Genomic DNA, 13857 nt, shown 5'->3' with positions numbered 1-13857 from the left:
CAAGATCAACCGCGGAGAGCCCGCGGTTGCATGAGTTTTACGACAAGCAGCAACCGCAGCACAATGTGGCGACTAGCCACAATGCTGTTCGATGCATCGCAATCACTGAGGTTGATGAGCATTGCTTGTTCATAAGGCTACGTACTCTACGCTGCTTTGGCAGGGGGGTCAAGAACCAGCAGACAAGAGGATCAGGCCAAGTCTTGCAAGGACTGTTGCCGAGTGTGGATGCACGTCTGGTCAACACCGTCATCGACACGATCACGATTCACAATATCAGCCTGCCACTGCAACAATACGTTGGTAATGGCATTGCAATCATTATTAACGGCCTTGAAGCTGCGTTATCCGATTTCACATATGTGGGGCATTCCAAGATTGCACCTCGGCGCAAAACCGACCCTGGTCCTTTTTTGATGGGTCGCACATTATCGTTGCTTAATGAATGCTGGCCAATGCGAATGGCGGTTATTGCCCACTCCTTGAGATTAACTTTGCCATGTACTGCAAATTCAGCCCCTCGACTTTGGGTTGCCACAGCTCGGATTTCTCTGGAAAAGCCACAAACTCCCCCGTGCGCTGATAGCCAAGCCTTTCATAAAAATCAATCAAGGCATGCCTCACCGAAATCACAGCCATGTGATACCCGACCACACGCCATCTTCTGGCCGTCACCGCCTCTGCCGCCGCAATCATCGCTTTGCCATAGCCTTTGTTTTGCAACTTCGGCTTGACCGCAATCATGCCAAAATGGGCGGTATTGTGCCCCGCCAGCGCTTGCCACTCGCAACAAATACTCGCCACGATTTCATCACGCTCGACACCAATCAACATAAAAGCATCTTCACGTTGAATGATGCTGGCGACTTCCTGCGTGGTCGTGCGCAAACCCGCCAACAAATCGGCTTCTGTTGTCCAGCCCGCGCGACTGGTTTCCCCGCGATAAGCACTATTCACGAGTTGGGCAATATCGCCGGCTTCACTGAGCTCGGCTTGATGAAATAACAGCATGCTTTTGAAAACTTTCAGGAAATCATTTTTTGTACGACTAAACTGCCTACCATATCACCCTCGACATTCACCGTCGTACGCAAGGTGTCCAGCAGGCGGTCCACGGGCAATAGAATGGCAATCGCCTCTGCAGGCAAGCCCACACTTTGCAGCACCATCACCATGGTCACCATGCCGGCACTGGGAATGCCGGGCGCACCCATGCCAGCAATCATCGCGGTAAAACACACCACCAGTTGCTGGGCCAGATTCAAGTCCACCCCGGCGAGCTGCGCAATAAATAAAGCAGCGGCGGCTTCGTATAGCGCGGTGCCATCCATATTAATCGTCGCCCCCAGCGGCAGCACAAACCCGGCAATTTCAGGCTTGACGTGCAAATGTTGCGTGGCACAGCGCAAAGTCACTGGCAAGGTGGCACTGCTCGAACTGGTGGCGAATGCAGTGACCAATGCCTCGCGTGCACCACGCCAAAACCACAGTGGACTGCGCCGAGTAAACAGCCACAATACCAGCGGCAATACCACCAAGCCATGCACAAGGGTTGAGCCCACCACAACGGCTGCAAAACGTCCGAGCACTTGCAACATGGCAATATCCTGCTGTGCCACCAGCTTGAATAATAGCGCCCCCACGCCCAGCGGGGCCAGACGCATCACCCACCCCACCATCTGCATGCACAAGGCCAGCCCCTGTTCGAACAGACTACGCAAACCGTCGTACTGCGCCCCGCCCAGCACCAGCACAATCCCGCTCAACAAGGCAAACATCACCACAGCCAGAATACTGCCCTCCGCCAGCGCCTTAAACGGGTTCATAAACAAACCATGCAAAAAGCTGGCAAAAAAATCTGGCAACGACATACTCTTGGCCTCAAACTGCTGAATCGCGCCTTCAAACATCGTCATTTGCAACCCGGCACCCGGTTTAAACAGGTTGCTGGCCGTGAGTCCAATCACAATCGACACCAGCATGCTGCTGATAAAAAACAGCAAGGTATACCGCCATACCTTGTGCATCTGCTGATGCTGCCGCAAATTGGCAATACCCACCACAATCGAACAAAACACCAGCGGCACCAGCACCATTTTGAGTAAATCGATAAATAGCGTGCCCACCAGATTGGCAGCATACAAGGATGATGCGTGCTCGCTTCCGTGTGCAAGCCAACCTAGAAAAACACCGGCAATGGCAGCAATCAGGATTTGAGCATTGAGGCTGGGGAGTTTGAACATGCGGATTTTCAGGGTGCTATTGGTTAGAATCATGATACTGTAACTTTCGCGACACAAGACAGAGAATTTAGAGAATGTTGTACTATTTAAACTCCCCGCCATGCTTGCAGCACAAGCATTCTGCTTAAGCTTAAAAGGGTAAACTCGTCATGCAAGACCCCACCGCAGCACATCACAAAATGAGCACTCTGCAAATGAACACCCAACGCTTTCATACCGCCCTCGCCGCGTTTGACGCCCTCAATAGCCAAGACCCAACCAGCGTCATGGTCGAAGGCACAGCGCAATCCAAAGCATTGGTTTACGCACACCGCATGAGCGAAATGCTTGCGCGCTACGCACCAGACGCTTCAGAGGCATTGCAACTCGCCGCGCGCAGCCAACATATTCAACGCTGGAAAATCCCACGCAGCGACTACCCCATGACCAAACCCGGCTATTTAGCCTGGCGCACCAAACTCAAAAGCTATCACGCAGAAATTGCCACCCAAGTGCTAACCACGCATGGCTACGATGCAACCACCATCAGCAAAGTGTGTGCGCTACTCAATAAAGAGAATCTCAGCAGTGACCCTGAAATGCAAACGTTGGAAGATGTGATTGTGCTAGCGTTTTTAGAACATGACCTCACCGAATTTGCAGGCATGCACCCCGAATATTCAGAAGGCAAGTTTGTGGATATATTGCGTAAATCTTATTTGAAGATGTCTCCCAAAGGCAGAGAGGCCGCTTTGCGCTTGATTAAACTACCGCAAGATTTAGTGCCGTTGATTCAAAAGGCGATTGGCTGATCGTATCGCTTTTTGTTTTAGATTGACCTGAAAATCAAGGTTAAGAATGAAATATTGGAATGCAATACTCGACTTCATATATGGCCCCCATGTACGCAAATGGCACTCGTTTGAAGTGCTGCAAACGGGCTTGTCATACAAAGTCCATGCGCCGACAAAAAACCCGACACTCGGTCGGGTTTTAGTCATCTTAGCCGAGGCTAAAATTATTTGTTCATCACGTACATGGTTACTTCAAAGCCAAAACGCATTTCTGTAGCAGCTGGTTTAGTCCACATGGTGTTTCTCCTCATTTGGGTGATTAATCTGTACAACGTGTGCACAGTATGACCGTAATCAAGCTGCTTCTTGAGGGCTGTTTTACTTGAATCTGGTTCATGCTTTTCAGCAGTGATGACTACGCATTAAGCCGCCTTTTCAAACACCGCTGCAAAAAAGCCATCCGTACCATGCAGATGTGGCAGTAACTTCAAATAGTCACCGGTATTCAGCTCGATATGCTGCTGCGCCAGCACTTCGTGTGCGGGGATGAGTTTAAACTCGGGATGCGCTGCCATAAAGGCTTCGGCAATCGCTTCATTTTCATCACGCAACAGACTGCAAGTGGCGTAGACCACGCGGCCACCGGCTTTGCATAATTTTGCGGCGCGGGCGAGGATATTGCTTTGTTTGACATTGAGTTCGGTCACATCCTGCTCGGTTTGACGCCATTTTAAATCGGGGTTTCTTCTTAATGTGCCCAAACCACTGCAAGGGGCATCGACCAGAACACGGTCAAATTTGCCGTTGAGGCGCTTGAGTTTGAGGTCGTTTTCGTTATTGATCACTTGCGCTTGCAGGTTGGAAAGGCCGGAGCGTTTCAGGCGTTTGCCCAGGTTATTCAGGCGCTTTTCAGAGACATCAAAAGCGTACAAGCGACCCGTGTTCTTCATCAATGCACCCAGTGCAAGGGTTTTGCCGCCCGCACCTGCACAGAGGTCGGCCACCATTTGCCCGCGTTTGGGGGCGACCAGGTAGCTGAGCAACTGGCTACCTTCATCCTGCACTTCAATCTGGCCTTCGGTAAACAATATATGTTTGCTGATATTGAGGCGTGCGCCCATACGAATACCCAAAGGCGAGTATGGGGTGACAGCAATCACGTTGTCTTTGACGGTGTTTTCGGCCAGCATGCGGGTGAGTACATCTTCGCGACTGGCTTTGATGGTATTGACGCGCAAATCGAGGCTGGCTTGCTCGAACATGCTGCGGCAGATGGTCATGGCTTCGGCTTCGCCATATTGTGCGACCAGCTTTTCCCAGAACCAGTCACGCACATCAGCCAGCGCTGCGGGGCTCAGGCCTTCACTGTTTTTGCTTTTAATGGCGACGGCCCATTCCTTTTGCCGCTCATCGAGCACCTCTTCGAGATCGCGGATGCTTTTGCCTTCAATTTTCATCAACCAGGCCAAAATCAGTTTACGGGCATCTTCGGTCGCGTCTTCATCGTTATTGGCAGTGATTTCGCTTAAATAGCGATAGCGGCGCAATATGCCATAAGCGGTTTCAGCGATCCATGCGCGGTCTTTGGTGCCCAAATCGCGATGCTCTCTGAAATAGGCGCCCACCACGGCATCGGCAGGACTTTCAAAAGTCAGCAACTGGGTGAGTAATACCGCCGTCTGGCGCATTAAATAGGGGGTCATTGTGTGCTCTCTATGCTATGTTTTTTAAATTAACGGGCTTGAATTTGGGTCGCTACCTGCTCGATCACCATGCCGTTCTTTTCAACTTTACGGATTTTGACCGGCACGTAGCGATACTCGCTGGCCAGCCACAACTCTATTTTTTCATCGGTATCGCCACGGCTATGGGCAATATGCAAGGTTTGTACGGTTTGCTCCCCCAACTGCAGGGATTCTTCACCTTCAAATGCATAATCATATTCCCCCAGCCGCTTGCCATTGGTCAGCGCCACATGCATTTCCTGCAAGGGTGGCACAAACATAAACTGGTACATAAAGCTCAGGATATCCAGCGTGTTGGCGGGCAAATCATGACTTTGCTCGCCTTTGCCAGTTTTAAGGGTTAGCAAGCGTGTTTCCCAATCAAAGCTGGCCTCATAGCTTTTGTCTGCACGGCTACCAAAAGCATACCGATAATAAGCGGGTTTCAAACCACGTGGCCCCACCGCACCCCGGCTTTCCTGTACCAGTTTTGGGTAAAGCAATTTTAACAGGCCACGCCCTTCAACCGTCCACGCCAGGGTGTATTGCTGATCGGGCGTCACAGCATATTCAATACTGGCTGTACCCGCTGCGCTGGTTTCACCATTCACAAACACCTCATAGTGGGTACTCACCTGCTGATATGGGGCAGGCTGTTCAGCAGCATCAACCGCCTGCTCAAGCTCGGCCACACGCGTTTCATCCTCGGCCTGCATTTCTGTTTCTGTCTCCGGTTGCACAGTGTCAGAAACCGGTGCTTCAGGTAGCGCCGGCAGTGGCTGCTGCGCAACGTCAACAGCAGTATCCGGCAGCGCATCAGGCCCTGGTGATGCTTTTTTGACGGCTGGCGCAGGCGGTGGCGCGGGAGTTGATGCGACTGGTGGCGGTGGCGGGATCACCAAGCGTGCCTGCAACACTGAGGGCACGTCATCTTCACCTGAAAACAAGCTGATCCAGCCACTTTGCGACAACACACACAAATGCAGCATCAGTGAAAGCAGCAGACCCAGCCCCAGCTGCCAGGTCACCCGTGCCTTTATCCACTTGAGCAGGCCATGGTTGCTGATCATGCGCCATCCTGTCACGCTGATTAATTACTGTCCGGTGACACGGGTAATCACCTGTTCCATACGCTTGTGATCATCGATCACCACCAGCTTTACCGGCAAGTAGCCTTTATCTTTGGCCAGGTACAGTATTTTCTCACCATCACTGTCCGCCAGCTTGATCACGTTAAAGCGACCGGCTTCGGTTTGCATCGGTGTTTTTTCTTCAGTGATGATAAATTTGCGTGGCGTGAGCTTTTTACCATTGGCGACTGACAGCGTGATTTGCCCGATTTTGGGTGGTTGCCACATCCATGCATACATCACGCTCAGCAGGTCCTGCGCACTTTTGCCAAGCGGCACACTTGCCTGCTCCCCCTTAACCTGCATATTCAGCGTTTTTTTGCTCCAGTCAAAATCACTGATCAATGACTTGTTTGGATGGCTAGATTGCAACGATTCAAAATGGCCTGGCCGCAGGGCATTGCCGACAACCTGACCTTGGCTGGAGAGTGTGCGCTCACCCATCAACTTATAAATACCAACGCCTTCAGTCAGCGAAGTAATCTTGTACTGATTCCCGCTCACCGCAAGTGCATCATGCACCGTCCCCACTTTAACGCCTTGCTGCAGCAAGTCATACTCAATCGTCAGTTGTTTGGGCGCGGCATGGGCCGAGAGTGCCAACAGCAACCCCACTGCCGTCAACATAATGACGGCCACCCATTGCAAACGCAAAAGATGCATTACACCACCACAGTAGGCGCTTCGCCCATCTGTTGTGGACGAATACATCCAATGCGGTAAACCGTTTCACCATTGGCTTGCAGCAGCGCGTGTGCCTGTTCAGCATGCTCGGCAGCAACAATCACTGCCATGCCAATGCCGCAGTTGAAGGTACGATACATTTCAATCGGCTCGATATTGCCTTGGGTCTGTAACCACTGGAACAATGGTGGAAGATTCCAGCTGGACTTCTGAATTTCGGCAGTCAGACCTGCTGGCAATACGCGCGGAATATTTTCCGTAATCCCGCCACCGGTAATATGGGCCATGCCCTTGACTGGCAAGGTCTCCAACAATTTGAGAATGGATTTCACGTAGAGTTTGGTGGGGGCCATCACCGCATCCTTAAAACTGCGGCCATGGAAATCAGACGCCATATCAATGCCTGATTTTTCAATCAATTTGCGAATCAGTGAATAGCCATTTGAGTGCGCACCACTGGAGGCAAGTCCCAGTACCACGTCACCAGACCGGATGGTCGAGCCATCAATTATATTGGCTTTATCCACACAACCAACCGCAAATCCTGCCAAATCGTACTCACCTGCCGGATACATGCCAGGCATTTCGGCCGTTTCACCGCCCACCAGCGCACAACCAGACTCTTCACAGCCTTGGGCAATGCCTTTGATCACTGCAGCGGCAGTAGCGACTTCGAGCTTGCCACAGGCGAAATAATCCAGGAAAAAAAGCGGTTCGGCGCCCTGCACCAGAATATCATTGACACTCATCGCGACCAGATCGATACCCACGGTGTCATGCTTGTCCAGTTGAAAGGCCAGTTTCAATTTGGTACCGACACCGTCAGTGCCGGAGACTAGCACCGGTTCCTTGAATTTTTTTGGCATGGCAAACAATGAACCAAAACCACCAATACCGCCCATGACCTCAGGGCGCATGGTGCGCTTGGCAAAAGGCTTAATCTGCTCTACCAGAGCATCCCCGGCTTCCATATCCACGCCGGCATCACGATAGGTGATAGAAGTTTTATCAGAAGAAGTCGTCAAAATCAGCTCGTTTCTATTAATTCGAATCAGGATTGCACCACTGCATAGGCTGGTTGTTGCGGTGATTGATTGCAACAATCCGTAATGCAGTGACGAAATTCAGTATAATTTTAAAATAATCATTATTTTAACGCATCTTGTCCGTTCGACCTATGCCGGATTACGCAGAATGCGCCCATGACTCCATGCCCGATATTGAACACCCGAAAGCCGGTGCCACCCAGTTTATAAGCGACCATCGCTGGTGGCTGGTCATCGGCGCCTTTATCTACATGTTTTATTTGCTGGAACCGATCCTGACGCCCTTTCTGGCAGCCGCGGTGATTGCATACATGCTGGATCCGCTGGTAGATCGTCTGAGCGAGGTTGGCTCGGGGCACTGGAAAGTCGGCCGCACACCGGCCACCTTGCTGGTCATGGCTGGCGTTATCCTCGCGCTGTTTGGCCTGTTGCTGATTTTAATTCCACTACTGCAGCAACAGTCATTTCTGATTGCCCAGCGCTTGCCTTTACTGATTGACCATTTACATCAACAAGTCGAGCCATGGTTGTTGCAGCAGTTTGGAATACACCTCAACATCAGCCATGACTATGTTCAAAAACTCATCAGCGAGCACTGGCAAACTGCAGGCAGTGTGCTGGGCAGTGTGTTGCTTAGCGCAGGACAGAAAGGACTGAGCCTGATCGGCATGTTTGCCAATATCTGCCTGTTACCTGTGGTGTTGTTTTATTTTTTACGTGATTGGGACCATATGGTCACGCAAGTAGGTGAACTGATCCCGCGTGACTGGATCGGTCGGGCGCACACAATCGGTCAAGATATTGATAGCGTGGTTGCGGAGTTTCTACGCGGCCAGCTCTCAGTGATGCTGTCATTGTGTGTGTTTTACAGTGCGGGATTATGGCTGGTCGGGTTAGACATGGCACTTTCCATCGGCATGATCGCGGGCCTGCTCAGTTTTGTACCCTACCTGGGGTTTGCGCTGGCTTTTTTGATGGCAGTGGTGTTGGCATTACTGCAATTTGCTTCGTTTCCGGAGGTATTTCCAGTACTGATGGTATTTGGTATCGGACAAGTGGTAGAAAGTTTTATCCTGACCCCGCTGCTGGTTGGCGACCGTATTGGCTTGCATCCGGTGATTGTGATTCTGGCATTGATGGCAGGCGGCCAACTGTTCGGCTTTGCCGGCGTATTGCTGGCATTACCGGTGAGTGCGGCGATTGCTGTCGGCTTACGCTATACCAAACAAAGTTATTTACGCAGTGACGCCTATCGCAGAGGTGAGCCTAACATCATTCAAACCCCGGAAGATTACTGAGCAACGCCAGTCCCCCACTAACCGACATTTGAAAACCCACATCTTGAAACAGCTGTTACTCAATATACAACCACCGGCAGCACCCAGCTTTGACAATTTTATTACTGGTCAAAATGCGGAGGTGCTTCGCAGCCTTCACGATGTGATGCAGGGTCGTTCCACCACGCGTTTTCTTTATGTGTGGGGAGAGCACGGCAGCGGAAAAACACACTTGTTGCTGGCAGCGCAAGCCATGGGCGCCCATATCGCGGATGATGTGCAGTCACTGGATGACGAGGCGCAAATCACGCTGTTTGATGCGTTTAACCATATCAAAGCCGAAGGTGGCGTATTCATCACGGCCGGTCAGCACGCCCCGGGCCAGATGGGCTTGCGTGACGACCTTGCCACGCGATTGGCATGGGGACTGGTTTATCAGTTGCAGCCTTTAAGTGATGATGAAAAAGCCGACGCGCTGCGTGCGCATGCACGTGACCGCGGCATGAAACTGCCAGATGATGTGATTGCTTACTGCCTGCGCTATCTGCGCCGGGACTTGCAGACACTGATGGCAGTACTGGATGCGGTTGATAAATGGTCACTGACGACCAAAAAACCAGTGACAGTGCCTCTGCTTAAAAAAATGCTGCAATTAGCGCCAGAAATGTAATTTTCTGAGAATGTAATTTGAAAGTGGCGCAGGTTTGATTTCGAGGTAGCCAACATCTGTCAGCTTATTCGGCAACGAAGCTGTAACGATTTTTACCATTCTTTTTGGAGTCATACATCGCCTTGTCCGCGGCCAGCAATAGCTGCTTTATTTGTTGGCCATGGTGCGGATATTCTGCAATGCCTATACTGACACCTATTTCAATTGGAATATTTCTGACCATGACCGGTTCTGCAAACAACTGGATTAACCGCTGTGCCAGCTGTATCAGCTCAGCACGATGTAAATAGATACTCACCACCAGCACAAACTCATCCCCCCCTTGCCGTGCCAGAAAGTCTGTTTGTCGCAGGACCTTTTTAAACAGACTCGCGACCTCCACCAACAGCGCGTCACCTAATGCATGGCCATATTCATCATTCACTTTCTTAAAGCCATCCAAATCCATAAAAAATATGGCAAATGGCCGCGAAGTGTTTCTCGCCAGTTGATGGATATGATGGAGATGGGTATCCACACTGCGCCTGTTAGGCAAGCCAGTCAGTAAATCGTGTTCAGCATGATGGCTGAGCTGTTCGGCCACCGCCTGATTTTTAATCACTTGTTCAATCAAATGCATCGTGCTGCGATATGAAAATATCAACACGCTGATAATTAGCATGCCCAACAGAATCGCCCCAAGCACTGAAGCGACCATGCGCTCCCGAATCTGTTGCTCATAATCAGCCCGCAGGGACTCAAGTTTACCATCCGCCTCACTTAACAAATGGTTAATTTGCATCATCAAGACATGGCCTTTGTCTTTACTCAACGATAAATGCGAAGCATAAGAGCCGGCACTTAACTGCACTTGAATGCCTCGATCCATCACATCGAACTTTTCATGCACCAACTGATTTATTCTTTTTAACTGAGGCCCAATTTCAGTGAGCTGATTGGCATGTTGATCAAACCGGGCCATGACGCTTTTCGCCTCCATCCGCCCTTGCTCCATCGTATCCAAAAACAACGTATGTCCAGTCAGCAAATAGCCACGCTGGCCGCTTTCAGCATTGGTAATCGCTTTCCCCAGTGCAACAATATCGTAACGCTGGCGATCTACCAGATCTTTCAGCTCCGAGTAGTAGACCAATTGATACATGGCGATAAATAGCCAGACCATTGCCAGGCACAAAAGTGCAGCAGCAATGATTAGCGGAACAACTATTCGTCGTTTGTAATTAAACATACAAATATATATCGTCAATCTATAAGCCAGATTAACCCCAAGCCCAATGAAAATCTAGCCTAAGACGCTGCCGAATGTAATAAAATACGGTTTTTGATAGATAACCACTATCCAAGAGATCTTATGTTACGCATCACCGAACTCAAGCTCCCCATCGAGCAAGCAGATACACTGATTCATCAGGACGAACAAATCCAGACCGCAATCCTCAAACGGCTGGATATTCCGGCCAGTGAGCTCATCCGCTTCGAAATATTCAAACGTGGCGTGGATGCACGTAAAACACATGCGATTTTGTATGTGTATAACCTAGATGTAGAAGTTAAAAATGAAGCGAGAATCTTAGCCAAGTTTAAAAAAGACCCCCATATCAAACCAGCGCCGGATACCAGTTACCACGTTGTGGCGACCGCAGCACACCCACCAAAGCTGCGTCCGGTGGTGGTTGGCTTTGGTCCCGCCGGAATCTTCGCTGCATTGATTCTGGCACAGTCAGGCTTTCAGCCCATCGTCTTGGAACGCGGTAAAGAAGTGCGCAAACGCACCAAAGACACCTGGGGCTTGTGGCGCAAAAACACGCTCAATCCAGAATCCAACGTACAGTTTGGTGAGGGCGGCGCAGGCACGTTTTCAGATGGCAAGTTGTATAGCCAAATCAAAGATCCCAAACATTATGGCCGCAAAGTCATCCAGGAGTTTGTCAAAGCAGGTGCACCGCCAGAAATTCAGTATGTGAGTCATCCCCATATCGGCACATTCAGGCTGGTGGGCATGGTGGAAGAAATGCGCAACACCATCAAATCACTTGGCGGTGAAATCCGCTTTGAAAGTCGTGTTGACGATATTCATATTGAAAACAATCAAGTACAGGGCGTAACCCTACAAACAGGTGAATTTATCGCCACCCATCACCTGATTTTGGCCGTCGGTCACAGCGCACGCGACACCTTCGAAATGGTGTATCACAAAGGCATTTATGTCGAAGCCAAACCCTTCTCTATCGGCTTTCGTATTGAACATCCGCAAGGCCTGATTGACCGTGCGCGCTACGGAAAAAGCTACTCTGAAGATATTTTAAACAAACTGGGCGCAGCCGATTATCGCCTCGTGCATCACGCCCAAAATGGCCGCAGCGTCTACAGCTTTTGCATGTGCCCTGGCGGTACTGTGGTTGCGGCGGCTTCAGAGCCCAATCGCGTGGTGACCAATGGCATGAGCCAATACTCGCGTAACGAGCGCAACGCCAATGCTGGCATTGTGGTCGGCATCACGCCCGAAGTCGATTACCCGGACCATCCGCTGGCTGGCATGGCATTTCAACGCACACTCGAAAGCCACGCCTTTGTGCTCGGTGGTGGCAACTACAATGCCCCTGGACAACTGATTGGCGATTTTTTGGCCAATCGCCCTTCAACAACATTTGGCGAAGTCATGCCCTCCTACACCCCGGGCGTTACGCTCACCAACCTCGATACCGCCTTGCCAGAATTCGCCATCACCGCCATGCGCGAAGCCATTCCTGCCTTTGCCAGACAAGTGCCGGGCTTTGATCTGGCAGATGGCGTGCTCACCGGCGTCGAAACGCGTACTTCCAGCCCGATTCGCATTAAGCGGGATGACAATACCTTGCAAAGCATCAACACCAAAGGGTTGTTCCCGTGTGGTGAGGGCGCGGGCTATGCGGGGGGCATTTTATCGGCCGGTGTGGATGGAATTAAAGTGGCGGAAGCGGTAGCCTTGAGTATGACCCAACTACAATAGATTGCTATTCATGAACGGGTGGATGTCACAAAATATCCATTCGTTCATGTGTTATCCATTTAGATGATGTGGTTAAGGCTTTCTGGGCCAAATACCTCTCTATGAATATCGCTGGCTTTGATGCCAAGTGCTAACAAAACATCGCGCTGCTCATCCATAAACACTTGCGGTCCGCAAATGTAAAACACAGCATCTTGATAGGTGGCGGGCACGCACTTGCCTAGATTCATTCTTCCTTTAATTTGATGTGATCGTGTGTCATCTACTTCATTTAAAAAGAAGGCGAGTTCTGCATACGTTAACAAGGTCTTAGTGTTTAAAATTTCAGCAAAATGCGCGATGTGGTTTTGGCTTCTAGCTGCATGTGCAAATAAAACAGGTCTATTTTGATTAGTTAACGCTAACGCATTGAGTATAGATAGCATAGGCGTAATGCCAACGCCTGCAGAAATCAGCCCTATGGGCCTTTTCTCAAGCAGATTAGGCGTGAAGTTACCGCAAGGATGACTGACTTCTAAAATGCCACCTACCTTAACATATGTATGCAGCCAGTTTGAAACATTGCCTTTGGGTTTGTATTCATCCGCATTTTCACGTTTTACTGTAATTCTGTAAGTGTGTTTATCGCTAGCATCAGACAAGCTATATTGTCTAATTTGCCTTAGGTTTGACTCAGCCAATTGAACGGCCACGCTGATATATTGGCCAGCTTTGAACTTAGGTAATTCACTACCGTTATCTGCTTGCAATATAAAAGAGACCATGTCATTTGTATGATGGATTTTTTCTAATACTTTTACTTTTAGCCACTCATCTGGCTGCTGATTGTTTTGCTGGTAAAGTTTGGCTTCTGCCACCATTAAAGCATCTGCTAATAGGCCATAAGCCTCTGCCCAAGCGTCTAGCAGGTCTGCTGTAGCGGCATTGCCTAATATTTGTTTAATCGCCCCAAGTAGATGCTTGCCGACAATCGGATAATGTTCTGCTTTTATACCAACAGACACATGCTTATGCACGATGCGCTCAATCACAGGTGCCAAAGCAGCAGTGTTTTCTATATTGGCGGCATAAGCAAACACTGCTGCTGCAAGCGATTGCTGCTGAGAGCCATTGGCTTGGTTGCCCATATTAAATAAGTTTTTTAGCTCAGGGTGCGCCTCAAACATGTTCTGATAAAACGCTGCAGTGATGGCTAGCCCATGCTCTCTTAACACGGGTACGCTGGCATCAATATAAGGTTTAGATTTTGCAGATAACATCATAGCTCCCAATAAGTTGCATATTAAATACAACATTTAACTTCAAAAAAAACACTCACTAG

13 protein-coding genes are annotated in these 13857 nt (G+C 50.0%); 4 read left to right on the top strand and 9 right to left on the bottom strand.

Annotated elements, in window-relative coordinates; all coding sequences use genetic code 11:
• Nucleotides 1–468: 468 nt before the first annotated feature.
• Nucleotides 469–1011 carry a GNAT family N-acetyltransferase gene (locus Q9291_RS01490; RefSeq protein WP_306388205.1) on the bottom strand — a complete coding sequence of 181 codons (543 nt, stop codon included), beginning with the start codon at nucleotides 1009–1011 and terminating at the stop codon, nucleotides 469–471.
• A 14-nt stretch (nucleotides 1012–1025) separates the two neighbouring features.
• Nucleotides 1026–2276: a dicarboxylate/amino acid:cation symporter gene (locus Q9291_RS01485; RefSeq protein ID WP_306388204.1), complete on the bottom strand. Its 1251-nt coding sequence runs from the start codon at nucleotides 2274–2276 to the stop codon at nucleotides 1026–1028.
• A gap of 116 nt (nucleotides 2277–2392) precedes the next feature.
• On the opposite strand from Q9291_RS01485, the gene Q9291_RS01480 reads away from it, so the two are divergent.
• On the top strand, nucleotides 2393–3034 hold the full coding sequence (locus tag Q9291_RS01480; protein WP_306388203.1) for a DUF4202 domain-containing protein: 642 nt from the start codon (nucleotides 2393–2395) through the stop codon (nucleotides 3032–3034).
• Between the two features lie 206 nt (nucleotides 3035–3240).
• On the opposite strand, the gene pqqA is transcribed toward Q9291_RS01480, so the two are convergent.
• The 5 genes from pqqA to purM all read right to left on the bottom strand — a co-directional run bounded on the left by pqqA (nucleotide 3241) and on the right by purM (nucleotide 7579).
• Nucleotides 3241–3312, bottom strand: a complete 72-nt coding sequence (gene pqqA, locus Q9291_RS01475; protein WP_081624291.1) for a pyrroloquinoline quinone precursor peptide PqqA — start codon at nucleotides 3310–3312, stop codon at nucleotides 3241–3243.
• Nucleotides 3313–3438: 126 nt separating this feature from the next.
• Complete coding sequence (locus Q9291_RS01470) at nucleotides 3439–4719, bottom strand: RsmB/NOP family class I SAM-dependent RNA methyltransferase (RefSeq protein ID WP_306388202.1); 1281 nt, start codon at nucleotides 4717–4719, stop codon at nucleotides 3439–3441.
• A gap of 29 nt (nucleotides 4720–4748) precedes the next feature.
• Nucleotides 4749–5810 (bottom strand): DUF3108 domain-containing protein, encoded by a 1062-nt coding sequence (locus Q9291_RS01465; protein ID WP_306388201.1) that lies wholly within the window; start codon nucleotides 5808–5810, stop codon nucleotides 4749–4751.
• 24 nt (nucleotides 5811–5834) lie between these two features.
• Nucleotides 5835–6533: a DUF3108 domain-containing protein gene (locus tag Q9291_RS01460; RefSeq protein WP_306388200.1), complete on the bottom strand. Its 699-nt coding sequence runs from the start codon at nucleotides 6531–6533 to the stop codon at nucleotides 5835–5837.
• Entirely contained in the window at nucleotides 6533–7579 is a 1047-nt protein-coding gene (gene purM / locus Q9291_RS01455) for a phosphoribosylformylglycinamidine cyclo-ligase (protein WP_370530715.1), read from the bottom strand. Before purM ends, Q9291_RS01460 begins: the two co-directional genes overlap by 1 nt.
• A gap of 185 nt (nucleotides 7580–7764) precedes the next feature.
• Here purM and Q9291_RS01450 point away from each other — a divergent pair, with 185 nt between their 5' ends.
• Nucleotides 7765–8898 carry an AI-2E family transporter gene (locus Q9291_RS01450; protein ID WP_306388199.1) on the top strand — a complete coding sequence of 378 codons (1134 nt, stop codon included), beginning with the start codon at nucleotides 7765–7767 and terminating at the stop codon, nucleotides 8896–8898.
• 43 nt (nucleotides 8899–8941) lie between these two features.
• Nucleotides 8942–9547, top strand: a complete 606-nt coding sequence (locus tag Q9291_RS01445; RefSeq protein WP_306388198.1) for an HdaA/DnaA family protein — start codon at nucleotides 8942–8944, stop codon at nucleotides 9545–9547.
• Between the two features lie 64 nt (nucleotides 9548–9611).
• Here Q9291_RS01445 and Q9291_RS01440 read toward each other — a convergent pair whose 3' ends face one another.
• On the bottom strand, nucleotides 9612–10709 hold the full coding sequence (locus tag Q9291_RS01440; RefSeq protein ID WP_306388197.1) for a diguanylate cyclase domain-containing protein: 1098 nt from the start codon (nucleotides 10707–10709) through the stop codon (nucleotides 9612–9614).
• A gap of 189 nt (nucleotides 10710–10898) precedes the next feature.
• Between Q9291_RS01440 and Q9291_RS01435 the strand changes: the two genes are divergently transcribed.
• Nucleotides 10899–12536, top strand: coding sequence for an NAD(P)/FAD-dependent oxidoreductase (locus Q9291_RS01435; RefSeq protein ID WP_306388196.1), 1638 nt, complete (start codon nucleotides 10899–10901; stop codon nucleotides 12534–12536).
• Nucleotides 12537–12595: 59 nt separating this feature from the next.
• Here the strand turns inward: Q9291_RS01435 and Q9291_RS01430 are convergent, their stop codons facing one another.
• Nucleotides 12596–13798, bottom strand: coding sequence for a globin domain-containing protein (locus Q9291_RS01430; RefSeq protein WP_306388195.1), 1203 nt, complete (start codon nucleotides 13796–13798; stop codon nucleotides 12596–12598).
• Nucleotides 13799–13857 lie beyond the last annotated feature (59 nt).

The sequence above is a fragment of the Methylophilus aquaticus genome (assembly GCF_030769565.1).
In the GTDB taxonomy this organism is placed as follows: Bacteria; Pseudomonadota; Gammaproteobacteria; order Burkholderiales; family Methylophilaceae; genus Methylophilus; species Methylophilus aquaticus.
The sequence above is the reverse complement of the archived record's forward strand: the minus strand, read 5'-3'. Positions and strand labels throughout refer to the sequence as shown.